We start from the raw sequence: 25739 nt of genomic DNA on the forward strand, positions 1-25739 counted from the left end.
AGGACGCGTGAGGGCCGCGGTGCGGCGCGTTGCGCTCAGGGCCTGCGCGCTTGGCTTGAGTGAGCGAACGCGGCCGGCTCGGTCATGGCGATCGAATGCCCGGCGGATCGAGCGCAGCGCCATTCGCACCGCCCGCGGGCCACGGACCGCGCCGCGCGTCAGCCGCCGCGCTGCCAGCGCCCGCTTTCGACGCCATGCGCGCCGGGCATTGCTAAACTGCCCCATCCCCTCCGATTGCATGCCTGTGGCCGAGACCCAACTGCCCCTGTTTTCCGAAGTCGAAGCCGAGAGCCGCGACCTCTCGCTCAGCACCTCCGCCGCCGAACTGCACGGCGCACTGTGCGGTTGGCTCGCCGGCGGCGGTGCCTCGGTGCGCGAATGGCCGGCGCGCGTGCTCGCCGACGCCTCGGTGGCCACCCCGCCCGCGAACGGCGCGCTCGACCGCCTGCGCCTGGTCAGCGCCGCGCAGATGGTCGATCCCGAATACGGTTTCGTCCTGCTGCTGCCCGACCACGACGCCTCGATGACCGAGCGCAGCGGCGCCTTGTTCGACTGGTGCCGCGGTTTCCTCGGCGGCTTCGGCCTGGCCGCGGGCTCGGCCCCGACCTTGTCCGAGGAAAGCCGCGAAGCGCTGACCGATCTGGCCAAGTTCGCCGCCACCGCACCGCAGGACGAAGGCGACGAGGAAGACGAAGAAGCGCTGACCGAACTGGAAGAGTTCGTCCGCATCGTGGCCCTGGGCCTGCACGGCGACGTCGCCCTGGCGGCGCAACACCGGCAACGGCTGAACTGACATGCACACGGCACTGACCATGCCGGGCAAGGCCTACGCGCGCCGCCGCAGGCAGTTGATGGAGATGGCCGGCCCCGACGCGATCGTGGTCGTGCCCTCGGCGCACGAATTGATCCGCAGCCGCGACACCCATTACCCGTTCCGCCAGGATTCGGACCTGAGCTACCTCACCGGCTTCCCGGAACCCGAAGCGGTGCTGGTGCTGGTGCCCGGCCGCGCCCACGGCGAGACCCTGCTGTTCTGCCGCGAGCGCGACGCCGATCGCGAAGCCTGGGACGGCCCGCGCTACGGCCCGGAAGGCGCGGTCGAGGCCTTCGGCCTGGACGACGCCTATCCGATCACCGACCTGGACGACATCCTGCCGGGCCTGCTCGAAGGCCGCACCCGGGTGTACTACCACTTCGGCCGCGACGCCGAGTTCGACCTCAAGCTGATCGGCTGGCTCAACCGCGTGCGCGCGATGGTGCGCCACGGCGCGCAACCGCCGCACGAGTTCCTGGAACTGGGCCATCTGCTCGACGAGCTGCGCCTGTTCAAGGATCGCGACGAGCTGCGGTTCCTGCAGCGCGCCGCCGACATCAGCGTGCTCGCGCACGAAACCGCGATGCGCGCCGCGCGCCCGGGCGTGCGCGAGTACGAGCTGCAGGCGCAGATCGAATGCGTGTTCCGCAGCTTCGACGCCGACCCGGCCTACGGCAGCATCGTCGGCACCGGCGCCAACGCCTGCGTGCTGCATTACCGCGCCAACGCCGCGACCTCGCGCGACGGCGATCTGGTCCTGATCGACGCCGGCGCCGAATACCGCGGGTACGCCGCCGACATCACCCGCACCTTTCCGGTCAACGGCCGCTTCACCGCGCCGCAGCGCGCGCTGCACGACCTGGTCGGCGCCGCCCAGGCCGCCGCGCTGGCCCAGGCGCGCCCGGGCGTGGCCTACGAGGCCGGGCATCAGGCGGCGGTGGAAACCTTGACCGAAGGGCTGCTGCGTCTTGGCTTGCTGAAGGGCAAGCTGGAACGCAACCTCGCCGACGGCAGCTACAAGCGTTTTTATCGCCACAAGACCGGGCATTGGCTGGGCCTGGACGTGCACGACGTCGGCGAGTACCGCATCGACGGCGATTCGCGGCTGCTGGAGCCGGGGATGGTGTTCACCATCGAACCGGGTTTGTACATCGCGGCCGACGACACCAGCGTCGATGCGAAGTGGCGCGGAATCGGGATACGCACTGAGGACGATGTGGCGATCACGAAGGACGGCCATGACGTGCTGACGGACAAGCTGGCGCGTAGTGCGGATGAGATTGAGGCTTTGATGGGGCGGCGGCGGGCGGCTTGATTGCTTGGTGGGGAAGCCGCGTCGAGATCTCCGACGCGCTTCGAATGCAATTCCTCCCTGCGAATGCAGTTCCCCCCTTTGAAAAAGGGGGGCTAGGGGGGATTTGCTTTTGCCGTTGTTGTTGCTCTTCGCAAAAGCGAAAAGCAAAAGCAAATCCCCCCTAGCCCCCCTTTTTCAAAGGGGGGAATTCTTCGGGTTGGGGCGAAGCAAGGCGGGTGCCGCCGCTTTTCTATACCTCCGGCCCCAACCGCTCCAACACAAACTCAATAAACCGACTGAGCTTCGGCAACGGCTGCCGATCGCGCGGATACAGCAGATGCACCGGCCGCGGCGGCGGCAAGTCGTGCTCGAACAAACGCACCAATCGCCCGGCGGCGATATCGTCGGCCAACAGCACCTCCGGCTGCAGGACGATGCCGCACCCGTCCAGCGCCGCGCGCCGCAGCGCTTCGCCGTGATTGGACGCGAACCGCCCGCTCAGCCGCAGCGGTTCCGGGCCGATGCTGCCGAAACGCCAGCCCGCGTCGCGATGCCACAGCAGATGGTTGAGGCAACTGTGATCGACCAGTTCGCGCGGATCGGTCGGCGTGCCGCGCTCGCGCAGATAATCCGGTGAGGCGCAGACGGTCATCCGGTACGGCCGCAGCGGCCGCGCGATCAGATGATCGGAATCCGGCAACGGCCCGATCCGGATCGCGGCGTCGAAGGCCTCCGCGATCAGGTCGGACATGCGATCGGCCAGGGCCAGATCCAGCGACACGTCCGGATAGATACGCAGGAACTGCGTGATCACCGGCGCGATCGCCGCGCCGCCCAGGGTCAGCGGCGCGGTCACGCGCAGATGGCCGCTGGGGCGGCGGTCGTCGCGCAGGCGCTCGGCCACGGTGTCGGCACGGCGGACCTGTTCCAGAATCAGCCGCGCCTCCTCCAGAAACGCCACGCCCACTTCGGTCAGCCGCTGCTTGCGCGTGTCGCGCTGGAGCAGGCGCGCGCCCAGGTGTTCTTCTAACTGGCGGATGTGCTTGCCGACCATCACCGCCGACAGATGCTGCGCCTGCGCCGCGGCGGCGAAACTGCCGGTATCGGCCACCGCGACGAACACGGCCATGCTGCGCAACTTGTCCACGTGGGCTAACCCGGAGTTAGGGGAGCGCGAAATCCTAGCGTATTCACCGTGCACGCCCCGGCGCGCAGACTGAGCGCCTGCTTTCCCAACCCGGACTACCTCCATGAAGATCCTGCTCATCGGCGCCAGCGGCACCCTCGGCCGCGCCATCGCCGACACGTTGAAAAACCACGACATCCTCGCCGCCGGCCGCAGCAGCGCCGACTACCCGGTCGATATCACCGACGACGCCAGCGTCGAGGCGCTGTTCGCCAAGACCGGCAAGCTCGATGCGATCGTGTCGGCGGCCGGCGTGCTGCACTTCGGCCCGCTGGAATCGATGCGCCCGGCCGATTTCGCCATCGGCTTGAACGACAAGCTGCTCGGCCAGGTGCGCCTGGCGCTGCTGGGCCAGCATCACCTCAACGACGGCGGTTCGATCACCCTGACCACCGGCATCGTCGCCGAAGAGCCGATCCGCGCCGGCGCCAATGCCAGCGCGGTCAACCGCGCGCTGGAAGGCTTCGTGCAAGGCGCCGCGCTGGAGCTCAAGCGCGACCTGCGCATCAACGCGGTCAGCCCGAACGTGCTGAGCGAATCGTGGGAAGCCTACGGCGCGTTCTTCCCGGGGTTCGAACCGGTCACCGCCGCGCGCGCGGCGCTGGCGTATCAGCGCAGCGTCGAAGGCATCCAGAGCGGACGCGTGTTCAAGGTCTGGTGATCGCGCTCACGGCGCATCGGGCAGACGCAGTGACGCCTGCCCGAGCACGTAGCGCCAACCCTGCGCGGTGCGCGCGTAGGTGTCGCTGTACCAGAGCCGGTATTCGAACGGCACGCCATCGGTCGTGCCCTTGAGCCACAGCAAGGCGGTGACCACGCCGGTGTCGCCCCACACCCGCACGCGGCGTTCGCTGGCGTCCTGGCGTTCGTAGACGGTGCGCGCTTCGCGCGCTTCGCGCAGCAGCGCGGCCTTGTCGCTGACCTGGCCGCGGCCGCTGATCAGGACGAAATCGTCGTGGAGGATGTCCGCCATCGTCGCCGCGTCGTTGGCTTTGACCGCGGCCTGATAGCGGATGTCGAGCGCTTCGATTGCGGCCAGATCTTCGCGTTGCCCGGCCGTCGCCGCGAACGGCGATGCGAGGGAAGCGGCGAACAGACAAGCGCCTGCGAGGGCAGAAGGACGGGACATGGATTCGCTCCTGACGGGTTCGCGTCAGGCTAGTCGGCGCCTCGACGCGGCGCTCGCCGGAATCGGACAAGGTCATCGCGATGTTTGCGATGACGCGAGACTTCGCCCGCCCGCCGATTGAAAAATTCACTCGCGCTGCAAGATCGCCTTCGTGGTCCGATGCTCGATCGGCGCCGAGGTGTGCTCATGGACGATCTTCCACCCGCCGTCGCGCCGCGCCAGTCCCAGGGTGATGCGGTTATTGAGCGAGCGCAGCCGTTCACCGTTCGCGGCGAAGGCGGTGTAGCTCAGGATCGCGTGGCCGATCGCCAGATCGGCGCCGAGCGTCGCCTGCGCCTGGTCGATGCCGACCACCACTCGCTCATCGCCGAGCGAGCCGAACCAGTCGCGCACCATCGCGCGCCACGGCTCGATGCCGCGCATCGACCAGTCGCTCCACATGTCGAAGAGATGCACGTCGTCGTCGTAGAGCGCGACCAGGGCTTCGACATCCTTGGCCAGTACCGCGGCCGCGTAGGCTTGCAGCGTGTGCAGGACGGGATCGTGCGCGTCGGTCATGCCGGTGCTCCGGTGGTGGATGAAGAGGTCGTGGATCTACGACGAAGTTCAACACGGACAGGCCGCGACGGGCGATCACAAATGCTTCGGCACCCGCGCCAGCAACAACTGCACCAGCGCCGGCGCCATGTACTCGTAGTCGTCGGGAATATCCAGGCAGACCACGCGCTTGCCGCGCAGCTGCGCCTTGAACTTGTGCTGCAACTTGTTGCGCTGGGCTTTTTCCATGACGAAGATCAGCTGCGCCCACTCGACCAGTTCGGCGCCGAGCGGTTGCTCGGCGTCGTGATTCAGACCGGCCGAGGCGACCTCTAGGTCGCCTCGGCCGGCGAACACCTGTTCGGCGGTCGGGCTGCGCAGCTTGTTCTGGCTGCACACGAACAGGACCCGGCGCATGCGCGATTCAGGCCGTGGCGGCGAATTCGTCGCGGGTCAGATTGATCGGCGCGGCGTCGGTGCAGACCACGTCGTCTTCGATGCGGATGCCGCCGAACGGGCGGAAGCGCTCGATGCGGGCCCAGTCCACGCTGTCGGCGTGCTCGCCCTGGCGCAAGCCGTCGAGCAGCAGATCGACGAAATACAAACCCGGTTCGATCGTCACCGCCATGCCCGGCTCCAGCACGCGGGTCAGGCGCAGATACGGATGGCCGGCGGGCTTGTCGATGCGGCCGCCGCGATCGGAGGCGGCGAAGCCGGCGACCTCGTGCACCTGCAGGCCGATGCCGTGGCCGATGCCGTGCGGGAAGAACACGCCGCTGACGCCGGTCGCCACCGCCGCTTCCGGCGAGGTCTTGAGCACGCCGAAGTCCTTGAGGATGCCCGCCAGCGCCAGATGCGCGTCGAGGTGGATGCGCTTGTAGTCGGTGCCGGCGCGGACCTGATCGCACATCTTCAGCTGCGCCGCATCGACCGCGTCGATCAGCGCCTGGAATTCGTCGCGCGCATCGGTCGCGTAAGTGCGGGTGATGTCGCAGGCGTAGCCGTGGTGGCTGGCGCCGGCGTCGATCAGGAAGCTGCGCGATTGCGCCGGCGCTTCGCGGTCGAGCTCCATGTAGTGCAGCACCGCGCCGTTGTGGTTGAGCGCGATGATGTTGCCGTAGGGCAGGTCGTTGGCGTCCTGGCGAGCGGCGCCGCAGTAGGCCAGATGGATGTCGAATTCGCTCAGGCCGGCGCGGAACGCGGCCTCGGCGGCGCGGTGCGCGCGCACGCCCTTGCGCGTGGCTTCGCGCATCATCGCCACTTCGTAGGGCGTCTTGTAGGCGCGGTGGTATTCCAGGTAATCGACCACCGGTTGCGGATTGTTCGGCGTGTAGCCGCCCAGCGCGCTTTGCGGCTCGCCGAGGATCGCGCAACGCGCGGCGTCCTTGGGCAGATGCGCCAGCGCTTCCTCGGGCTTGCGGATCACGATCACGTCGAAGTGCTCGACCCAATAACCGCTCGGCGCCTGCGGCACCACATGCCAGTAATCGAAGGGCTGCAGATAGATCAGCGTGGGCTTGCGGCCCGGCGTGGCGATCAGCCAACTGCCCGGATTGCGGGTCAGCGGCAGCCAGGCCTTGAACTGTGGGTTGACCGCGTAGGGATAGTCGCGATCGTCGAAGAATTGGTAATGCAGGTTGCCGCTGGGCACGACCAGATGGTCGAAGCCGCCACGGCTCAGCGCTTGTTGTGTGCGGCGGTGCAGTTCGGCGATGTGCTGCGCGTACAGGGCGTCGATGGCGGCGGCGGACGCAGAAGAATCGGCGGTGCGGGCGGAGGCGTTCATGCGGGCGGGCCTGAGGGGAACCGGGCTATTTTGCCGGATTGCGGGGGAGGGGGATTTGCCGGTGCGATGGGGCTGTCGGCGGCGAGCGACCAAGTCCCAGGTACGAAGCCCCTCTCCCGCTTGCGGGAGAGGGGTTGGGGTGAGGGCGCGCGGGGTAGCCGGTTGCGTCGTCAGCCGAGTTTCGCGCGCCCTCATCCGCCCTTCGGGCACCTTCTCCCGCAAGCGGGAGAAGGGAGCTGTTACTCGTAACTCGCCCCAGGCGAATCCAGCCACTGCCGCAAATGCAGCATCCCGTCCTCGGGCATGGCGATGAAACGAAAACCCGTCCAGGTCTGGCCGGGCACGCTGGCGCGGTCCTGCCACAGCAGGTGCGCGCCGACTTCGATCGGCGAGGCGTGCTGCGGCGCGTCGCGCAGGTGGAAACGCAGTTGGTACAGCGCATCGTCGGTCAGCGGCGCGCTGGCGATCAGCATCATCCCGGTCTCGGACAGATTGCCCAGATGACCGATCACGGTCTCGGTCATGGTGTCCACGACCTGCACCGTCTCGACGATGCGGCGACGACGGGTGCGGCGGAATTCTTCGTTCATGCCCGCGCTCCGTCGGCGTCGGCGTTTTTGCGCGCGCCGCCGAAGCCGCGCAGCACGTCGAGCGCGGCGTGCCAGGCGCGATCGACCAGGCGATTGCGTTCCTGCTCGACCACCCGCGCCTGTCCGCGCGCCATCATCCGCGCCAGGCTGTCCAGCGATTGCTCGCCCACGCGCTGGCCGCGCTGATTGACGAACAAGGCGTTGTCGGTGACCGGGCTGAACCACGACAGCCGGCGCCGCACCGCGTCGCCCTGCTGGTTCTGCACGAATTCGAACCAGGTCCCGAACGGCAGCGCGCGGATGCGTTCCCAGCATTCCTGCTCGTGCGCGTCGCGCGAAGGCATCGGCGCGCGCGGCATCGGCGGGCTGTCTTCGCCCAGGCGGCTGCGCTGGCGCAGTTTCATCGCCAGCTCGGTGCGCGAGGCGGCTTCATCGCTCAGCGCCGGGCCGACGGTGAGCTGGCGCGAGATCGCGCCGGCGTCGTCGGCGTGATAGCCGACCAAGGTCAGCGCGTGTTCGATGTCGGCATCCAGCCCGCGCGGCGGCGCGGCGCCGGCGCCGCTCTGGTTGGCGGCGACGATCTGCTGGGTGATTTCCAGCTGACGCTTCCAGGCTTCGGATTCTTCCCCGTGGCGCAGCAACGTCAGGGTGAGTACGTCGGCCCAGGCCTGGCTCAGCAAGGTCTGCACGAAGCGCGGCAGGCGCTGGTCGGCGGTGCTGGTTTCCAATGCTTCGAACGCGCGGCGCTTGGCCAGTTCGAGTTTTTCCTTGCCGCGCGCGGCTTCGACGTGGCGGCGCTCGGTCACCTCGGCCTTGCGCGCCAGAGTTTGCAGATGATCCTGCAAGCGCTGGTTGGCCGAGTCGAACGCGTCCGGGCTGCCGCGGTAATGCTCGATCACGTGATCGACCGCTTGCCGCAGCGGCTCGTGCAGCTGCGGGTCGACGTCTTCCGTCGGCGTCCAGCGCGCGCCGGCTTCGGCGACGGTGTTGAGCAGTTGCAGCGCCGGATGGCCGTCGTGGGCCAGCAGCGAGCGGTCTTGCAGGGCCGCGTGCAGGAGCGGCGCCTGCAGGCGGTTGAGCAGGGTCGAGATCATCGCGTCGCCGCGCAGGCGCTGGTCGATTTCCTCGAACAGCAGGCCGAGCAGTTCGAACACGTCGCCGTCTTCGCGCGACAAGGTGGCCGGCGCGGGCGCGCCGTCGCCGGGACGGCTGCGCGCGATCAAGGCCTGGCGCAGGTCGGCGATCTTGCGCAGCGGCTGCGGGCCGCGCGGGCCTTCGTCCTTGATCTGGTTGAGCGCGTTGAGCAATTCGGCGGTGTCGAGCGGTTCGGCCGGCGCCGGCGCTTGCGCGGCCGGCGTGCGCGGACGCAGCTTGTCGACCAGTTCGCGGCGTTCGGACAGCCACTGCTGCAAGGTCGCGAAGTCGAGCGCGTCGGCGGCGGGCGTCGCGCCGGCCTGGCCGGACCAGGCGGTGTGCGGGCGCGCCGCGCCGGTCGCGGCTGCGGCCGGGGTTTGCGGCGGGCTGCCGGCGGCGGATTCGCCTCGCGCGATCTCGGCCGCGGCCGGCGCCGCCGTCTGCGCGGTCGGACGCGCGCGCAGCGGCACGAACGACAGGCTCGGCAGCACGTTCTCGCGGGTCAGCAGGGCGTTCATCGATTCGACCAGGGCCGCGTAGCCCAGCATCACCTGCTGATCGAACACCCGGTACAGATCCAGCCGCGATTCCAGGCTGATCTGCAGCGGCTGGCAGGCCTCGGCGAAGCTGCGGATCAGCCGCTGCGGCCCGACCGGCAGGCGCTCGCTGTCGAACGCGGGCGCACCGGCGAGCACGCCGAAGCGCTGGCCCAACAGCAACAGGCCGAGCCCGGCGCGCGATTCGTGGCGGCTGGCGATGCTGCGCAGCACCGTGCTTTCGTCCACTTCGCTGTCGTCCACCAACCGAAGCTCACGAAACACAGGCGCGGCGTTAGCGGCAAGACGCGAAACCCCACCCGCCGCATCTCTCGCCGGATCCCGCAACCGAGTCAGCGAACTCTCCAACGCCAGCAGATAACGCGGAATCAGATCCGACCGCCGCAACCGCACCAGCCGCAGGGTCTCCAGATAACCCGACTGCAGCCCGGGATTGCGCGCCTGATCGGCTTGGCGGAACAACTGCTGTTCGAACTCGGCCAGCATCCGTTCCAGTTGCGGCGCGGTTTCGTCGCTGACCAGCGCGTACAGCTGTTCCAGCAAACGGCGAACGCGGCGAGGCAATGCGGCCGTGGCCAAGGTGGCCCGCGGTGAAGCGTCCAGTGGGTCGAACGTGACGGACATGGGATTTCGGTGCTGACGACCGCGAGATATAACCACGCCTCCCCCGGCGCAGGCCAGCCCGAAAGGTCCGGGCGCAGCGTGCAGCCGACGGGAGGCGGCCATTGGCAGTTACGTTCTCAGGTGCGTGCAACGGCCACGCCGCAGTCTGGCCGCGGCACCGTGGCGAAGCCGTGATTCCACGGCGCCGGTGCGGCGGGGCGTCCAGGCGCCGCCGCGTCCGACGGCGGCGTTCAGGCACTACGCGGATGCGGCTACTGCGACAGGAACAGCCCGACCACATCGTTGGTGAAACGCCGGCCCAGCTCGGTCGGCCGCACCCGGTCGCCGTCGCGTTCCAGCCAGCCGTGGGCATAGGCCGCCTGCAACTGCGGCTCGATGTCCTGGCGCGACAGGCCGGTGCAGGATTCGAACGAGTCCAGCGAGAAGCCCTCGACCAGCCGCAGCACATTGAGCATGTATTCGAATGGCCGCCGCTGCGGCGCGATGCGGTCGTCGCCGCCGATCGCCGCCGGCGTGCCGGCCGCGGCCAGGTACTGGGTCGGATGCTTGAGCTTCCAGCGCCGCAGGATGTCCTGCTCGGCGCCCAGGGTGATCTTGGCGTGGGCGCCGGCGCCGATCCCGAGGTAATCGCCGTAACGCCAGTAATTGAGGTTGTGCTGGCAGCGCCGGCCGGGGCGGGCGTAGGCGCTGACCTCGTACTGGCCGTAGCCGTGTTCGGCCAGCAGGGCCTGGCAATGCTCCTGGATGTCCCAGGCGCCGTCTTCGTCGGGAATGTCCTGCGGCGGCCGCGCGGCGAAGACGGTGTTGGGTTCCAGGGTCAGCTGATAGTGCGAGATGTGCGCCGGATCCAGGGCGAACGCGCGCTGCAGGTCGGTCTCGGCCATGGCCAGGGTCTGGCCGGGCAGGGCGTACATCAGGTCCAGATTGAGATTGTCGAAGCCCGCGTCCTGGGCCAGCTTCACCGCCGAATCGGCGTCGGCACTGTCGTGGATGCGGCCCAGCCGCTTCAGGCAGCCGTCGTCGAAGCTCTGGATGCCGAAACTCAGACGGTTCACGCCGGCGGCCTTGTACAGCTCGAAACGGCCGTGCTCGGCGGTGCCCGGGTTGGTCTCCAGGGTGATCTCCGCGCCCGGCGCGAAGCGCAGGCGCGCGCTGGCGCCCTGCAGGAAGCGCTCGATGAACTCCGGCGGGAACAAGCTCGGGGTGCCGCCGCCGAAGAACACGCTGTGCACGGTGCGGCCCCAGACCAGCGGCAGGTCGTGTTCGAGGTCGGCGATCAGGGCATCGACGTAGGCGTCGAACGGCAGTGCGCCGCGGCCCTCGTGCGAGTTGAAGTCGCAATACGGGCATTTGCGCACGCACCAGGGCAGGTGCACGTACAGCGACAGCGGCGGGGTGGTCAGGGCAGGAGTCAACAGCGCGGGGCCGGGCGCCAGGGCCCGGTATCGGTCGGAGGGGAGCCGATAGCTTACCGGTCGAGCGCCGCCCCGTAGCGGCGGGCGGCCAGCAGGGCGCGCAGATTGGCGTCCAGGGACACGTCCGGACGGGCCTGGACCACCAGCCGCATGATCGTGGCCAGCGGTTCGGCGCGGCCGTCGCCGGACATATCGCCGTCGAAAATGGTCGCCGTGGTCCAGCCCCGGTGCTCCGACGGCGCCAGACGCAGCTCCAGGGTCGAGGTCAGGCGCAGGCGCCCGTCCTTGGCCCGGTGCAGGGACATGCCGACCACTTCGTGCGGCTCGAAGGCGCGGGCGCGATGGCCGCTGGTGATGTTGGCGTAGCGGATCAGCCCGCCCGCGGAGGCGTCCACGCTGACCCGCTGGACCGCGGCGGCCGCGATCAGCCCGACCAGGACCGCGAGCAGGCCCAGGGCGAGTTCGATCTCGGTGCTGAAATTGTTGACCCCGGCGCGCAGGCCGTCCTGGCGGATCCAGATCGCGATCGGCAGCGCCATCAGGTACAGCACCGCCACCAGCAGCACGGTGTGGCCGCCGGTGCGGAAGGCCCGGCGCGGCGGCGCGGCGGCGCGCAGCATCCGGTTCATCGCGCGACCTCGGCGAGCCTGTCGCGCAACGCCGCCAGCGCCAGCGCGCGATGGCTCACGCGGTTCTTCAGCGCGTCGTCGATTTCGCCGGCCGACACCTGATGCTGGGTATCGAAGAACACCGGCTGATAGCCGAAGCCGCGATCGCCCTGGCGCTGATGCAGAATGCGGCCGTGCCACACGCCTTCGGCGATGATCGGACGCGGATCGCCGGCATGACGCAGCAGCACGATCACCGCATAGAAATGCGCGCCGCGCTGATCGTCGGGGACGTCCTTGAGCGCGCTCAGCAGCTTATCGATATTGCCCTGCGCGTCGCCGTGGCGGTGATAGCGCGCCGAATACAGACCCGGCGCGCCGCCCAGCGCATCCACGCAGATGCCCGAGTCGTCGGCCAGCGCCGGCAGGCCGGTGACCGCGCAGGCATGGCGCGCCTTCAGCAGCGCGTTCTCGACGAACGTGCTACCGGTTTCCTCGATGTCTTCGACCCCCAGATCGGTTTGCGCCACCAGTTCGATGCCGGTGTCGCTGAGCAGGTCGCGCAGTTCCACCAGCTTCCCGGCGTTACTGCTGGCCAGCACTAATCTCATGCCTTAAGTTCCAGCAAATCCCAGCGATTACCGTACAGGTCTTCAAATACGGCGACCGTGCCGTAGGTCTCGACGCGTGGAGATTCCACGAAGCGCACGCCGCGTTTAAGCATGGCGGCGTGGTCGCGATGGAAGTCGTCGGTGTGCAGGAAAAACCCGACCCGGCCGCCGGTCTGGTCGCCGACGCGCGCATGTTGTCTCTCGCCCGAGGCCTGCGCCAGCAGCAAGGCGGTTTGCGCGCCGTCGGCCGGCGCGACCCGGACCCAGCGCTTGCCGCCGCCCTGGTCGATGTCTTCCAGCAGCACGAAGCCGAGCGACTGGGTGTAATAGGCGATGGCCTGGTCGTAGTCGGCGACGACCAGGGTGATGCTGCCGATGCTGCGATTCATGACGATTCTCGTGCGGGACCGCGCCCGCCGCGCGGCCGGCGGCGGTGGCGGTCGAAAACGCGAGGCCGTGCCGGCCCCGTCGAAGCGGCGCCGGATCGAGGCGATGTCGAACGGCTTGCGACAATGATCGCGCAAGCGGCGGGAAGTTCAGCGCGGGCAGCGGAATTTGCGACGGATTACGCGGATGTGAGCGCGCGTGATCGGGGGGTTGTGCTGAAAACGGGATTCGGGATTCGGGATTTGGGAATCGGGAATCGGGATGGGCGCTGTCGCGCCGAAGGCTTCGAAGCTTGCGTGGTGTGTCGTGGGACATGCGGCGCGCGCGCCGCGAGGCGAATCGGGAAGCCTCCCGATCCGCCCGCGGATATCGCGCGCTTAAACCGCCAGCGCCTCGCGCTGCTTGAGCACGAGTTCGGCGATGCCGGCTTCGGCCAGCGCCAGCAGGCCGTCGAGTTCTTCGCGGCGGAAGGCATGGCCTTCGGCGGTGCCTTGCAGCTCGATGAAGCCGCCGCCGTCGTTCATCACCACGTTCATGTCGGTGTCGCAGTCGCTGTCTTCGGCGTAGTCCAGATCCAGCACCGGCACGCCGCGGTACACGCCGACCGACACCGCCGCGACCGCGCCGAAGATCGGATCGCGGGTGATCTCGCGCCGCGCCTGCAGCCAGCGCACCGCATCGACCAGGGCCACGTAGGCGCCGGTGATCGCCGCGGTGCGGGTGCCGCCGTCGGCCTGCAAAACGTCGCAGTCCAGGGTGATGGTGCGTTCGCCCAGCGCCTTGCGGTCGATGCAGGCGCGCAGGGCGCGGCCGATCAGGCGCTGGATTTCCAGGGTGCGGCCGCCCTGCTTGCCGCGCGCGGCCTCGCGGTCGCTGCGGGTGTGGGTGGCGCGCGGCAGCATGCCGTACTCGGCGGTGACCCAGCCTTCGCCCTTGCCGCGCAGGAAGCCGGGAACCTTGTTTTCGACGCTGGCGGTGCACAGCACCTGGGTCTGGCCGAAGCTGACCAGCACCGATCCCTCGGCGTGGCGGGTGTAGCCGCGCTGGATGGTGACCTCGCGCATCTGGTCCGCGACGCGCCCGCTGGGGCGTGCGAGCGGGCCGGCCGGAGCCTGGGCGGGTGCGGCTTTGGGACCGGTCATAAGCGCGGATTTACCGTTTGAGGGCCGGCGAGTTTACCATTCGCTCCCTGTAGGCTCGGAATTCGCGAATGATTCGCAGCATGACCGCCTTCGCCAGCGGCGAACGCGCGACACCCTGGGGCACGCTCGGCTGCGAGTTGCGCTCGGTCAATCACCGCTTTCTCGAGCTCGGCGTGCGCCTGGCCGATGAGCTGCGCGTGCTGGAACCGGCGTTGCGCGAACGCATCGGCGCGCGCATCGGCCGCGGCAAGCTCGATCTGACCTTGCGCCTGCGTCCGCCGGAAGGCGGCGACGCGCTGCAGCTCAATCCGACCCGGCTGCGCGAACTCAGCGATCTGGCGATCGACCTGTCGGCGCGCTTTCCGGCGCTGCGCACCGAGTTCACCGACCTGCTGCAATTTCCCGGCGTGCTGCAGGCGCCCAGCACCGATCCGGCCGAATTGCAGGCACAGGCGCTGGCGCTGCTGGACAGCGTGCTCGACGAATTCGTCGCCTCGCGCGAACGCGAAGGCGGCAAGCTGGCGGCGGTGATCGGCGAGCGCGTGGACGCGATCGCCAAGATCGCCCTGGATGTGCGCACGATGATGCCGGCGATCCGGGTCGGGCAGCGCGCCAAGCTGGAAGCGCGGCTGGCCGATCTGGCCCAGCCGGCCGACAACGGCCGCCTCGAGCAGGAACTGGTGATTTGGCTGCAGAAGCTCGATGTGGACGAAGAACTCGACCGCCTGGACTCGCACGTCACCGAAGCGCGGCGCGTGCTCAAGCTGCGCGAAGCGGTCGGCCGGCGCCTGGATTTCCTGCTGCAGGAATTCAATCGCGAAGCCAACACCCTGGGCTCCAAGTCGGTGGACGCGCGCAGCTCGGCCGCGGCGGTCGAGCTCAAGGTGCTGATCGATCAGGTTCGCGAGCAGATCCAGAACATCGAATAGCCGGGAATCGGGAATGGGGAATCGGGAATCGTAAAGAGCTCCCGCTGACGCCGTTCGCGATTGCCGCTCTGCCGATTCTCCATTCCCGATTCCCGATTCTCGAGTCCTAATGCGCGGAACTCTCTACATCGTCGCCGCTCCCTCGGGAGCCGGAAAATCCAGCATCGTCAACGCGGTGCTCGCGCGCGATCCGGACATCCGCCTGTCGATCTCGTTCACCTCGCGCCAGCCGCGTCCGGGCGAGCGGCATGCCGAGCACTACCACTTCGTCAGCGCGCAGGAATTCGAGGCGATGGTCGAGGCCGGCGATTTCTTCGAGCACGCGCGCGTGCACGGCGACTGGAAGGGCTCGGCGCGGCAGTCGGTGGAGCCGTTCCTGTCGGCCGGCAAGGACGTGCTGCTGGAAATCGACTGGCAGGGCGCGCGCCAGGTGCGGGCCAAGGTGCCCGACGCGGTCAGCGTGTTCATCCTGCCGCCGTCGCGGCAGGCGCTGGAGTCGCGCATGCGTTCGCGCGGGCAGGACAGCGAGGAAGTGATCCGCCAGCGCCTGGCCGCCGCGCGCGAGGAGATGTCGCACTACGGCGAGTTCGACTACGTGATCGTCAACGAGATCTTCGACACCGCGGTGGACGAGATGTGTGCGATCTTTCAGGCCAGCCGCCTGCGCCTGGAGCCGCAGGTGGCGCGGCATTCGCGGCTGATCACGGCGCTGCTGGCCGATTGAGGGTCGGGGCCGGATCGCGGCGCGGGCGGCCCTGGCTGCCGCCGATTCGGCGCGAGCGACCTGGACGGCCCCGCCTTCGGATCGTTAAGTGGCTGATTCATAAAGTCTAAAGACCATAAATCTTGCCATGGAATCGCATAGTGGCTAGACTTCCCGGTCCCCATCCGCGTCACTAAAGACGGCCGCACCGGCCGCAGGAGCCCCATGGCCCGCATCACCGTCGAAGATTGCCTGGAAGTGGTCGATAACCGCTTCGAACTCGTCATGCTGGCCGCCAAGCGCGCCCGCCAGCTGGCCAACGGCGTCGAGCCGCAGCTGGACAACAGCGAAGCCAACGACAAGCCGACCGTGCTGGCGCTGCGCGAAATCGCCGCGCGTCAGGTCAACCCCGAATACATCGACGCGGTCGAGAAGGCCGAGCGCGAGCGCAAGGAACGCGAAGCCCTGGAATGGGCCGCGGCCGAAGTGGTCGCCGACGACGACCTGTCCAAGGGCGACGACTGAACCACCCGTCCCGCGCTCTCCGCGCGGGCCGCGGTACCGAAACGGCTCCGCCTCGGCGGGGCCGTTTTCGTTTGCGCGCCCGTCAAGCCGCGCAGCCGCGAAGTCTGTTGTGGGAGGGGCTTCAGCCCCGATGCCTTTGGCTCAAGTCGCCCGAAACCTCATCCAGGTCGGAGCCAAAAGCATCGGGGCTAAAGCTCCCTCCCACAAAAGACCTCCCTCTCATAAAAGACCTCCCTCCCGCAAAAGAGGCCCGGGCACGATTCCCAGCGACTTCCAGCGCCCGCCTGCTGTATACCTGAAGCGCAACCCGCGATTCCGCCGCACCCGCATCCGTCCGCGCATCCCGGCGCAGCCCTTGCCCGGCTGAACCAGACAGCCCCCAACTGCGCAAGCCGTGACGGCGTACTTGCGCCGACCTGAGCCGCCGCCACATTCAAAGTACGTAATGCGTTGCGCCATGCGCTGCCGCACGCGTAAATTTCCGTTATGACACCTGCCGAGCCCGCGTTGAACACCTATCCCGCCGCTCCCGACGACACGGAGCTGCCGGACTACGTGCGCGAGCTCGAGCTGGCGGCGCACTACCTGCCCGAAACCCAGCGCCTGCTGCTGCGCCGCGCCTGGGCCGTGGGCGCGGCCGCGCACGCCGGGCAGACGCGCAAGTCCGGCGAGCCCTACATCACCCATCCGGTCGCGGTCGCCAAGGTGCTGGCCGACCAGGGCCTGGACGTGGAAACCCTGGTCGCGGCGATCCTGCACGACACCATCGAAGACACCCCGGTCACCCGCGAATGCCTGGCCACCGAGTTCGGCCCGACCGTGGCCGAACTGGTCGATGGCGTCACCAAGCTCGACAAGCTGCAGTTCCGCGACCGCCAGGAAGCCGCCGCGGAAAGCTTCCGCAAGATGCTGCTGGCGATGGCGCGCGACCTGCGCGTGATCCTGATCAAGCTCGCCGATCGCCTGCACAACATGCGCACCCTCGGCGCGCAGAGCGCGGAAGCGCGCGAACGCATCGCCCGCGAGACGCTGGAGATCTACGCGCCCATCGCCCAGCGCCTGGGCATGAACCTGATCAAGGCCGAGCTGCAGGACCTGGGCTTCCGCGCCCTGCATCCGTGGCGGCACGCGGTCATCGAAAAACGCATCCGCACCCAGCCGGTGGTGCGGCGCGAGTCGCTGGTGCAGATCGAAGCGCATCTGGCCCAGCGGCTGGCGAAGGAGAAGCTTCAACATCGCTTGATCAGCCGGGTGAAATCGCCGTGGAGCATCTACACCAAGATGCATCACGAGCATAAGAGCTTCACCCAGGTGATGGACGTGTTCGGCTTCCGCGTCGTGGTCAAGAGCGTGCCCGACTGCTATCACGCGCTCGGCGTCGTGCATTCGGCCTACAAGCCGTTGGATTCGCGCTTCCGCGACTTCATCGCGATCCCGAAGGCCAACGGTTACCAGTCGCTGCACACGGTGCTGTTCGGGCCCTACGGCTCGCCGGTGGAAGTGCAGATCCGCACCGAGGACATGGACCTGATCGCCGAACGCGGCATCGCCGCGCACTGGTCGTACAAGCACGGCGGCGAAGGCCCGAACAGCGCGCAGTCGCGTGCGCACAGTTGGATCGCCAGCCTGGTGGAGTCGCAGCGCGCGACTGGTTCGTCGCTGGAATTCCTCGAAAACGTCAAGGTCGATCTGTTCCCGGACGAGGTCTACCTGTTCACGCCCAAGGGCGACATCATGTCGCTGCCGCGCAATTCCACCGCGCTGGATTTCGCCTACGCCGTGCACACCGACGTCGGCAACCGCGCGGTCGCCGCGCGCGTGGACGGCAAGCTGGTTCCGCTGCGCACCAAGCTGGCCAGCGGCCAGCGCGTGGAGATCATCACCGCCAAGTCGTCCACGCCCAAGCCGCAGTGGCTGGAGTTCGTGGTATCGGGCAAGGCGCGCACCTCGATCCGCCAGCAGCTCAAGCAGCTCGAACACGAAGACGCGGTGCAGCTGGGCCATCGCATGCTCGACCGCTCGCTGGAAGTGCTGGAAACCTCGCTGGACCGCATCTCGGCGTTGCGCCTTGAGGTGTATCTGAGCGAAAACCGCTACCCGCGCCTGGAAGCGCTGCTGGCCGACATCGCGCTGGGCAACCGCATGCCCAATCAGGTCGCGCTGGCGCTGGCGCGCGAGGCGCCGGGCAAGACCCGCGGCCGCGCCATCGACCGTCCGCGCCTGCCCGAAGACAAGATCCTGATCACCGGCGCCGAGCGCGGCGTGATCAGCTTCGCCAACTGTTGCCTGCCGTTGCCGGGCGACGAAATCATGGGCTACCACACCGCCGGCAAGGGCATCGTGGTGCACCGCATGGATTGCCCGAACCTCGCCGACTACCGCAAATCGCCCGACCGCTGGGTCGCGATCGGCTGGGACCGTCAGGTCTCCGGCGATTTCGCCGCCGCGCTGCGCATCGAAGTCGACAACCGCCCCGGCTCGTTGGCCCAGGTCGCCGCCGCGATCGCCGAAGCCGAATCCAACATCGACCGCGTGGAATACCTGGAACGCGACGCCAATATCGCGATCATGCGTTTCGCCATCGAAGTGCACGATCGCAAGCACCTGGCCGATGTGATGCGGCGGGTGCGCAGGCTGGCGGTGGTGCTGGGTGTGCAGCGGATGTAAAGCCGGGAATGGGGAATGGAGAATCGGGAGTCGTAAGAGCAGGCTTTGCGAGATCGGCCGGTTACGCGGCCGCCAAACTGCGGGCCAGGCCCGCTTTGCGATCCCGGACCCCACGCCCCGGCTTTTGCCCTTACGATTCCCGATTCTCCATTCCCAATTCCCGGCTCTCAAATGTCCCGCGAAATCATCCAAACCGACCAAGCCCCGGCCGCGATCGGCCCGTACTCGCAAGCCGTGCGCGTCGGCGACACCGTGTATCTGTCCGGTCAGATCGCGCTCGACCCGTCCAGCGGACTGGTCGTGGAAGGCGACATCGAGGCGCAGGCGCATCGCGCCTTCCGCAACCTGCAGGCGGTGTGCGAAGCCGCCGGCGGTTCGCTGGCCGACATCGCGCGCCTGGGCCTGTACCTCACCGACCTGGGCGCGTTCGGCAAGGTCAACGCGGTGATGGGCGAGTACTTCAATCCGCCGTACCCGGCGCGCTCGACCGTGGAAGTGTCGGCATTGCCGCGCGGCGTCGCGTTCGAAGTCGATGCAGTGATGGTGCTGCGCTGAGTCAGCGCGCGCCGGCAGCATAAGCGCTCTTGTAGGAGGGGCTTCAGCCCCGATGCTTTTCGCTCAGGTCGCCTGAAACTTCATCGCGATCCGAGCGAAAAGCATCGGGGCTGAAGCCCCTCCCACCAAACACCGGTTCGCTGCGCGAACCTACTTACGCTCGCGCGCCATCTCCACCCACAAACGCTCGCGCAGCGCGCGCGGCGTTTCCCCGGTCAGGCGCTTGAACGCACGGCGGAAATCGCGCGGGTCCTTGTAGCCGATCGCCGCGCCGACGCTGGCGATGGTCGGGCCGCGTTCGCGCAGCAGCGCGTAGGCGCGGTCGATGCGCAGGCGGTCGTGGATCTCGTGAAAGCTGCTGCCTTCGCCGGTCAATTGCCGGCGCAAGGTGCGTTCGCTGACATGCAATTGCGCGGCGATGCCGGCCAGCTTGGGGTCCTGCGGCAACTGCGCGCGCAGCAAACGCTCCACCGCCGCCGACACTTCGCCGGGCACCGGGCCGCGGGGCATCTGCGCTTCGCACAGCGCCAGCACTTGCTTGGAGGCGATCGGGTTGTGGGTCGGCAACGGCACCATCAGCCAGCTTTCGTCCAGCACCAGCCGGTCCTGCGGCTGATCGAAGGCGATCGGGCAGTCGAACACGTCCTGATAACTGGCGCGGTACTCCGGCGCCGGATAACTGAACTCCAGGCGCAGCGGCCGCAGCCTCTCGCCGACCAGCCCGCGCCCCAGCGCCAGGCAACTGCTGAAGAATTCTTCCGTGACGAAACGGTGGATCGACGGAAACGCCAGGGTCATCTGCCCGGCCAGGGCCAGCGTGCCGGCCTCCGACGCGCTTTCGACGAAGCGCATCAGGCTGCCGACCACCGGAGTGAAACGCAGGCCGATCTGCAAGGCTTCGCCGAAGGTCGCCGCCGTGGTCATGGCCAGGCCGAGCAGGCCGAAATTGCCCACGTGCTGGCCGCGGCCGATGTCCAGGCCGATGCTCGACGGCAGCACCTTGAGCGCGCGCTCGATCGCCACCGCGGTCGGGCGGTCGGGCAGGCGCACGCCGGGGTCGCTGACCTGGGCGCGGCTCAGGCCGGTGCCGACGAACCAGTCGTCGCTGGGCGCGCCGATCCGGTCCGCGGTCTCCAATAAGCCCCACAGCAGGTTCGGCGACATCAGCGAGATGTCGCCCTTGACGCTGGTGTTGTCCGGATCGGATGGCTGAGGCATCGCCCCTCACGATACTTGGCCGCACGGTTGACCGCGAATCCCCCCTTAGTGTGCCGCATTCGCCCTCACGCGCGCTCACCCCGGCGGCGGAGACTCGTCGTTCAGCCACCTTCGGGCCGTCGCGCGCCGCAACCCGCGCGGCCGCGCCCGATCGCCAACATCACGGGGACCCCATGAGCCAGCCGATCCAGCCGATCCGTGCTTCCGTCCTAGCCGTTGCCGCCGCGGCCGCCCTGGCCGCCGGCTGCGGTCCCGAGCAGGCCCAGCACACGCCGACCGCGCAGGTCGCCGCCGGCGACGCCGCCTTCGCCGAAAGCTTCCGCACCCGCCTGCTCGACGCCAAGCCCGGCGAGGTGATCGAAGTGCCGGCCGGCCGCTACACCTTCGACCGCAGCCTGACCTTGCGCGTGGACGGGGTGACCATCCGCGGCGCCGGTCCGGACAAGTCGGTGCTGAGTTTCAAGGGCCAGAAGGCCGGCGCCGAGGGGTTGCTGGTCAACGCCAGCAACTTCACTTTGGAAAACATCGCCATCGAGGACAGCAAGGGCGACGGCCTGAAGGTCAACGAGGCGGAAAACATCACCATCCGAAACGTGCGGGTGGAATGGACCGGTGGCCCGAGCACCAAGAACGGCGCCTACGGCCTGTACCCGGTCAAGACCCGCAACGTGCTGATCGAAAATTCGGTGTCGATCGGCGCGTCCGACGCCGGCATCTACGTCGGCCAGTCGCGCGACGTGATCGTGCGCAACAGCCGCGCCGAGTTCAACGTCGCCGGCATCGAGATCGAAAACACCATCAATGCCGATGTGTACGACAACATCGCCACCAACAACACCGGCGGCATCCTGGTATTCAACATGCCGGCGCTGTCGCAGCAGGGCGGCGCGATCCGGGTGTTCAAGAACAAGGTGTTCAAGAACAACACCGCCAACTTCGGCGCCAAGGGCACGCCGGTGTCGAGCGTGCCGGCCGGCAGCGGCGTGGTGGTGAATTCCAACGACGATGTCGAGATCTTCGACAACGACATCAGCGACAACGCCACCACCAACATCATCGTCTCCAGCGTCTATTCCACCGGTTACAAGGACGACAAGGCGGCGAAGGATTTCGATCCGTATCCCGAGCGCATCTCGATCTACGGCAACCGTTTGAAAGGCGGCGGCGATTCGCCGGATGGGCTGGATCTGAAAGCGCTCAAGACCGCGATCTACGGCCTGAGCGGGCATTTCCCCGATGTGTTGTGGGACGGCTACGCCAACGCGGCGTTGAAGACCGGCCCGCAGATCTGCATCCGCGACGTGTCCGGCGTGGTCAACGCCGACGGTCCCGGCGGCTACAAGAACCCGAGCCAGGACACCAAGCCCTACGCCTGCGATCTGCCGAAGCTGCCGGCGATCGACCTCAAGCGCGGCTGATCGATGCGCCTAATCACGATGCGTCATGCGGCGATCTTGTTGTTGGCGTTGTTGCTGGCGGCCTGCGCGAAACCGGCCGCGGACGAAACCGGACCGGCGGCGCGGGCGCCCGCCGGCATCGCCGCGGATTCGCCTTGGCAGGCGGTGCATTTCTTCGCCGAAGGGCAGCCGGAGGATCTGGCCGACTGGAATGTGCTGCGAATCGCCGGTGGCCGCCTGCAATTGAATTCCGACGTCTTGCCCTACGACCTCAACACGCCGCTGTTTTCCGACTACGCGCACAAGCTGCGCACGGTGTGGATGCCGAAGGGGCAGGCGGCGGCGTACGACCCGCAGCAAGAGTTCGACTTTCCGGTCGGCACCGTCTTCAGCAAGACCTTCTACTACCCGCGCGGCGAAGGCGACAGCGTGCTGCGCAGCGCCGACGACGGCCCGGACCTGCGCGGCGGCGGACTCGACCTACGCAAGGTGCGATTGGTGGAAACGCGCTTGTTGCTGCGGCGCAAGGACGGCTGGTTCGCGCTGCCTTATGTTTGGAACGCGGAGCAGACCCGGGCCAAGTTGATGCGCGGCGGCGAGCTGGTATCGCTGGACCTGGTCGATGCCGGCGGCAAGCGCGAAAGCGCCGACTACCAGGTGCCCGATCAGAACCAATGCGCCGGTTGCCACGCCACCGACATGAAGACCAAGGCCCTGCATCCGCTCGGCCCGCGCGCGCGCCATCTCAATCGCGACTTCGCTTACGACGACGGCCTGGCCAACCAGATCGCGCGCTGGACCCAGGTCGGCTATCTGCATGGCGCGCCGCCGCCGCAGTCGGCGCCGCGCGACGCCAACTGGCGCGACGCCAAGGCGCCGCTGGAAGCGCGCGCGCGGGCTTACCTCGACATCAACTGCGGCCACTGTCACAACCCGAAAGGCCCGGGCAACACCTCCGGGCTGTGGCTGGACGCGGCCACGCAGGAACCGTTGCGGCTGGGCCGCTGCAAGCTGCCGATCGCGGCGGGCAAGGGCACCGGCGACCGGCGTCACGATGTGGTGCCGGGCAAGCCCGACCAATCGATCCTGACCTTCCGCATGCTCAGCGACGATCCGTCGGTGATGATGCCGGAACTGGGGCGCAGCGTCGTGCACGAAGAAGGAGTAAAACTGATCCGCGACTGGATCGCCGCGCAGCAGGGGCAGTGCGGATGATCTCAACATGGCGAAACAGCCGCGGCATCTTTTGTGGGAGGGGCTTCAGCCCCGATGCTTTTCGCTCCGGTCGCAAGCGACTTTCGAAAAGCCTGATCGAAGAGCCTCGGGGCTGAAGCCCCTCCCACAAAAGATTTCGCGTTATCGCCGAATACCGTAATTCGAAAGGAATCCGGACACCGAAAGATCAAACAAGAACGCTAACGATGCATGCGTTCTTATCCACGACAACGAGAGGGGAGCTTGAGATGTCGCTGCGTAAACACCGCTTGGTCATCGCGACCAACACCGTGCTGACCGCGTTGTGCGGAGGCGCCTTCGCCCTGGCCGCGCCGGCCGCCTTCGCGCAACAATCGGCGCCGAAGGAACTGGACAAGATCACCGTCACCGCGCAAAGCCGCGAGCAGGAACTGCAGGACGTGCCGATCGCGCTGCAGGTGGTGACCGATCAGCTGATCGACGACGTCGCCGCGCAGGACCTGGGCGATCTGGACAGCTTCGTGCCGGGCCTGGTGGTGGACAGCCAGCAGCCGACCCAGCCCGGATTCGAGTTGCGCGGCATCAGCACGGACGACTTCGGCATCGGCACCGATCCCGCGGTCGGCGTCTACGTCGATGGCGTGTACGCCGGCCGCGGCGGCGGCGTGCTGCTGCCGTTCACCGACGTGGAACGCATCGAAGTGCTCAAGGGCCCGCAAGGCACGCTGTTCGGCCGCAACACCGCCGCCGGCGCGATCTCGATCATCACCCGCAAGCCCGATACCGCCGCCACCGAAGTCAAGGCCAGGCTGCGCATCGGCAACTACGGCAAGCAATACGTCGATGGCATGTTGAACCTGCCGACCGGCGAGGATTCGGCGTTCCGTTTCAACGCCTTGATCAATCACGCCGACGGCTGGATCCAGGACGCCGAAACCGGCCGCGACCTCAACCCGGAAAACAACTGGGCCACGCGCGCCGCGTTCAAGACCCGCTTCGGCGAGCGCACCAGCGCCTTGATCAGTTGGGATCACGAGAGCCTGGATCAGCTCGGTCAAGCGACCACCGGCATCGTCGCGCTGCCGCCGGCGCCGGGCCTGCCGACCTTGCCGGTGGACGAATCGGCGTATCTGGACCCGCGCAAGATTCCCACCGTCAGCGACGCCGAAGGCAACGAAGAATCGCGGCGGTTCGACGGCGTGACCCTGATCGTCGATCACAGCTTCGACTGGGGCGGTTTCACCTCGACCACGTCCTGGCGCGATTACGACTCGGTCAACCGGGTCGAAGAGGACGGCACCAATCGCCGCTATCTCTACGTCGATTCGACCAATACCGAAAGCAACCGCAGCTACTACCAGGAGTTCAAGTTCGCCGGCAGCACGGACAAACTCGACTGGGTCGCCGGCGCCAGCTATTTCGACGAGCGCGCGCGGCAGACCAGCGAAGTCAATGCGATGACCGACTCGGTCGACACCATCGTGCAGAACCTGGGCCTGGCGCCGACGCCGGACGGGCGCCTGTTCGGCTTCTTCGACGATATCCTGCAGGCCAACGGCATTCCGCTGACCCTGCTCGGCCATCGCTGGAACGAGACTTTCCGCAACACGCTCGACACCAAGGCCTATGCGGTGTTCGGCGACGTGATCTGGCACGCGACCGACAAACTCAACCTGACCGTGGGCCTGCGCTACACCCGCGATGAGAAGAAGTTCTCGTGGCTCAACACGCCTCGCTACGCGCCGACGCTGGATGCGACCTTGGATCAGCTGCAGGCGATCGGCTTCTTCGATCTGGTCGGCTTGCCGCGCGAAGCTTTCGTGTTCGACGTGGCCTTCATCGATCCGCCGGCGATGTTGAACAAGGGCATCCTGCGCCGCACCTCCGACAGCTGGAGCGACCTGAGCCCGCGCTTCGTCGTCGATTACCACTTCAACGACGACACCATGGTGTTCGCGTCGCTGGCCAAGGGCTACAAGGCCGGCGGTTTCAACTCGTTGCAGATCGGCAGCAGCTTCGAGAACGAAGACGTGTGGAACTTCGAGGCCGGCATCAAGAAGGCGTTCCCGGCGCAGCGCCTGCAGGTCAACGCATCGGCGTTCTACTACGTCTACGACAACCGCCAGGCGGTGCGGCTGGACAGCAGCACCGACATCCCGCGCTTCGTCATCGACACCTCCGACCTGGAAGCCTACGGCCTGGACTTCGACATGCGCTGGCAGGCCACCGATCACTTCGGCCTGGACTTCAACGCCAGCTTCATCGATTCGACCTACAAGAACTACGTGACCTCCGACGGCATCGACGCCAGCGGCGATCCGACCGGCCTGCCGTACTGGTCCGCGGCCGGCGGCGCGCATTACGTGTGGGAGCTGGGCGAGCACGGCGATGTGCGCGTGTCGCTGCGCCACGCCTATCGCGGCAAGGTGCGTTGCAGCGAGGAGTCGCGCGCGCAGAACCGCTGCGGGGTGAGCCCGGCGCTGGACCTGGGCGAGGCGCAGAACCGCACCGACCTGCGTATCGGCTGGACCTCGCCGCAGGGCCGCTGGGGCCTGGCCGCTTACGGCAACAACCTGTTCGACAACCAGTACATCAACGCGCTGGGCACCTACGGCAAGAACGTGCTCGGCACGGTCGGCGCGCGGGTGAGCGAGCCGCGCACGTACGGGATCGAGTTCACCGCGAAGTACTGACGGTGGGGAATCGGGAATCGGGAGTTCCGATTCTCGATTCCCCA

At 67.7% G+C, this 25739-nt stretch carries 26 protein-coding genes and 1 pseudogene; 13 read left to right on the forward strand and 14 right to left on the reverse strand.

What is annotated here, in order from left to right; genetic code table 11:
- Nucleotides 1-244 precede the first annotated feature (244 nt).
- Complete coding sequence (locus AB4Y92_RS22435) at nt 245-793, forward strand: UPF0149 family protein (RefSeq protein ID WP_441821675.1); 549 nt, start codon at nt 245-247, stop codon at nt 791-793.
- 1 nt (nt 794) lies between these two features.
- Nucleotides 795-2129: an aminopeptidase P N-terminal domain-containing protein gene (locus AB4Y92_RS22440; RefSeq protein WP_441821676.1), complete on the forward strand. Its 1335-nt coding sequence runs from the start codon at nt 795-797 to the stop codon at nt 2127-2129.
- A gap of 229 nt (nt 2130-2358) precedes the next feature.
- On the opposite strand, the gene AB4Y92_RS22445 is transcribed toward AB4Y92_RS22440, so the two are convergent.
- Nucleotides 2359-3255: a LysR family transcriptional regulator gene (locus AB4Y92_RS22445; protein ID WP_441821677.1), complete on the reverse strand. Its 897-nt coding sequence runs from the start codon at nt 3253-3255 to the stop codon at nt 2359-2361.
- A gap of 103 nt (nt 3256-3358) precedes the next feature.
- Between AB4Y92_RS22445 and AB4Y92_RS22450 the strand changes: the two genes are divergently transcribed.
- Nucleotides 3359-3955, forward strand: coding sequence for a short chain dehydrogenase (locus AB4Y92_RS22450; RefSeq protein WP_441821678.1), 597 nt, complete (start codon nt 3359-3361; stop codon nt 3953-3955).
- A gap of 6 nt (nt 3956-3961) precedes the next feature.
- Here the strand turns inward: AB4Y92_RS22450 and AB4Y92_RS22455 are convergent, their stop codons facing one another.
- The 10 genes from AB4Y92_RS22455 to AB4Y92_RS22500 all read right to left on the reverse strand — a co-directional run bounded on the left by AB4Y92_RS22455 (nt 3962) and on the right by AB4Y92_RS22500 (nt 12674).
- Nucleotides 3962-4423, reverse strand: a complete 462-nt coding sequence (locus AB4Y92_RS22455) for a nuclear transport factor 2 family protein (protein ID WP_441821679.1) — start codon at nt 4421-4423, stop codon at nt 3962-3964.
- Between the two features lie 126 nt (nt 4424-4549).
- Nucleotides 4550-4981 carry a YybH family protein gene (locus AB4Y92_RS22460; RefSeq protein ID WP_057941736.1) on the reverse strand — a complete coding sequence of 144 codons (432 nt, stop codon included), beginning with the start codon at nt 4979-4981 and terminating at the stop codon, nt 4550-4552.
- Between the two features lie 75 nt (nt 4982-5056).
- On the reverse strand, nt 5057-5377 hold the full coding sequence (locus tag AB4Y92_RS22465) for a low molecular weight protein tyrosine phosphatase family protein (RefSeq protein WP_441821680.1): 321 nt from the start codon (nt 5375-5377) through the stop codon (nt 5057-5059).
- A 7-nt stretch (nt 5378-5384) separates the two neighbouring features.
- Entirely contained in the window at nt 5385-6746 is a 1362-nt protein-coding gene (gene pepQ / locus AB4Y92_RS22470) for a Xaa-Pro dipeptidase (RefSeq protein WP_441821681.1), read from the reverse strand.
- 239 nt (nt 6747-6985) lie between these two features.
- Nucleotides 6986-7336 carry a PilZ domain-containing protein gene (locus tag AB4Y92_RS22475; protein WP_057941739.1) on the reverse strand — a complete coding sequence of 117 codons (351 nt, stop codon included), beginning with the start codon at nt 7334-7336 and terminating at the stop codon, nt 6986-6988.
- Complete coding sequence (locus AB4Y92_RS22480) at nt 7333-9651, reverse strand: DUF1631 family protein (protein ID WP_441821682.1); 2319 nt, start codon at nt 9649-9651, stop codon at nt 7333-7335. Before AB4Y92_RS22480 ends, AB4Y92_RS22475 begins: the two co-directional genes overlap by 4 nt.
- Before the next feature lie 251 nt (nt 9652-9902).
- The gene (gene hemW / locus AB4Y92_RS22485) at nt 9903-11066 is read right to left on the reverse strand and encodes a radical SAM family heme chaperone HemW (RefSeq protein ID WP_441821683.1); all 1164 of its coding nucleotides are present in this window, start codon (nt 11064-11066) and stop codon (nt 9903-9905) included.
- A gap of 53 nt (nt 11067-11119) precedes the next feature.
- Nucleotides 11120-11695, reverse strand: coding sequence for a hypothetical protein (locus AB4Y92_RS22490; RefSeq protein WP_441821684.1), 576 nt, complete (start codon nt 11693-11695; stop codon nt 11120-11122).
- On the reverse strand, nt 11692-12285 hold the full coding sequence (gene rdgB / locus AB4Y92_RS22495; protein WP_441821685.1) for an RdgB/HAM1 family non-canonical purine NTP pyrophosphatase: 594 nt from the start codon (nt 12283-12285) through the stop codon (nt 11692-11694). The genes AB4Y92_RS22490 and rdgB overlap by 4 nt, the downstream gene beginning before the upstream one ends.
- Nucleotides 12282-12674: a VOC family protein gene (locus tag AB4Y92_RS22500; RefSeq protein WP_441821686.1), complete on the reverse strand. Its 393-nt coding sequence runs from the start codon at nt 12672-12674 to the stop codon at nt 12282-12284. The genes rdgB and AB4Y92_RS22500 overlap by 4 nt, the downstream gene beginning before the upstream one ends.
- On the opposite strand from AB4Y92_RS22500, the gene AB4Y92_RS22505 reads away from it, so the two are divergent.
- A complete protein-coding gene (locus AB4Y92_RS22505; protein WP_441821687.1) occupies nt 12673-12801 on the forward strand; it encodes a hypothetical protein in 129 nt (42 codons plus the stop codon). The genes AB4Y92_RS22500 and AB4Y92_RS22505 overlap by 2 nt on opposite strands.
- 248 nt (nt 12802-13049) lie before the next feature.
- Here AB4Y92_RS22505 and rph read toward each other — a convergent pair whose 3' ends face one another.
- Complete coding sequence (rph, locus tag AB4Y92_RS22510; RefSeq protein ID WP_215056924.1) at nt 13050-13814, reverse strand: ribonuclease PH; 765 nt, start codon at nt 13812-13814, stop codon at nt 13050-13052.
- A gap of 68 nt (nt 13815-13882) precedes the next feature.
- On the opposite strand from rph, the gene AB4Y92_RS22515 reads away from it, so the two are divergent.
- From AB4Y92_RS22515 to AB4Y92_RS22540, 6 genes and pseudogenes are all read left to right on the forward strand, one after another.
- A complete protein-coding gene (locus AB4Y92_RS22515) occupies nt 13883-14743 on the forward strand; it encodes a YicC/YloC family endoribonuclease (RefSeq protein WP_441821688.1) in 861 nt (286 codons plus the stop codon).
- 109 nt (nt 14744-14852) lie between these two features.
- Nucleotides 14853-15467, forward strand: coding sequence for a guanylate kinase (gmk, locus tag AB4Y92_RS22520; RefSeq protein ID WP_441821689.1), 615 nt, complete (start codon nt 14853-14855; stop codon nt 15465-15467).
- Between the two features lie 204 nt (nt 15468-15671).
- Complete coding sequence (gene rpoZ, locus AB4Y92_RS22525; protein ID WP_036108756.1) at nt 15672-15971, forward strand: DNA-directed RNA polymerase subunit omega; 300 nt, start codon at nt 15672-15674, stop codon at nt 15969-15971.
- Nucleotides 15972-16457: 486 nt separating this feature from the next.
- Nucleotides 16458-18638, forward strand: coding sequence for a RelA/SpoT family protein (locus AB4Y92_RS22530; RefSeq protein ID WP_441821690.1), 2181 nt, complete (start codon nt 16458-16460; stop codon nt 18636-18638).
- 171 nt (nt 18639-18809) lie between these two features.
- Nucleotides 18810-19193 carry a RidA family protein gene (locus tag AB4Y92_RS22535; RefSeq protein ID WP_441821691.1) on the forward strand — a complete coding sequence of 128 codons (384 nt, stop codon included), beginning with the start codon at nt 18810-18812 and terminating at the stop codon, nt 19191-19193.
- 82 nt (nt 19194-19275) lie between these two features.
- Nucleotides 19276-19335: pseudogene (locus tag AB4Y92_RS22540) on the forward strand (DUF6053 domain-containing protein); the annotation flags it as partial.
- Between the two features lie 8 nt (nt 19336-19343).
- On the opposite strand, the gene AB4Y92_RS22545 reads toward AB4Y92_RS22540, so the two are convergent.
- Nucleotides 19344-20411 (reverse strand): AraC family transcriptional regulator, encoded by a 1068-nt coding sequence (locus AB4Y92_RS22545; protein WP_441821692.1) that lies wholly within the window; start codon nt 20409-20411, stop codon nt 19344-19346.
- Between the two features lie 173 nt (nt 20412-20584).
- Here AB4Y92_RS22545 and AB4Y92_RS22550 point away from each other — a divergent pair, with 173 nt between their 5' ends.
- Complete coding sequence (locus AB4Y92_RS22550; protein WP_441821693.1) at nt 20585-21829, forward strand: parallel beta-helix domain-containing protein; 1245 nt, start codon at nt 20585-20587, stop codon at nt 21827-21829.
- A gap of 3 nt (nt 21830-21832) precedes the next feature.
- Nucleotides 21833-23023: an SO2930 family diheme c-type cytochrome gene (locus AB4Y92_RS22555; protein WP_441821694.1), complete on the forward strand. Its 1191-nt coding sequence runs from the start codon at nt 21833-21835 to the stop codon at nt 23021-23023.
- 2 nt (nt 23024-23025) lie between these two features.
- Here the strand turns inward: AB4Y92_RS22555 and AB4Y92_RS22560 are convergent, their stop codons facing one another.
- The gene (locus AB4Y92_RS22560) at nt 23026-23151 is read right to left on the reverse strand and encodes a DUF6053 domain-containing protein (protein ID WP_441821713.1); all 126 of its coding nucleotides are present in this window, start codon (nt 23149-23151) and stop codon (nt 23026-23028) included.
- Nucleotides 23152-23271: 120 nt separating this feature from the next.
- Here AB4Y92_RS22560 and AB4Y92_RS22565 point away from each other — a divergent pair, with 120 nt between their 5' ends.
- On the forward strand, nt 23272-25695 hold the full coding sequence (locus tag AB4Y92_RS22565) for a TonB-dependent receptor (protein WP_441821695.1): 2424 nt from the start codon (nt 23272-23274) through the stop codon (nt 25693-25695).
- Nucleotides 25696-25739: the final 44 nt, after the last annotated feature.

The organism is Lysobacter sp. TAB13, from assembly GCF_052113885.1.
GTDB classification, from domain to species: Bacteria; Pseudomonadota; Gammaproteobacteria; order Xanthomonadales; family Xanthomonadaceae; genus Lysobacter; species Lysobacter gummosus.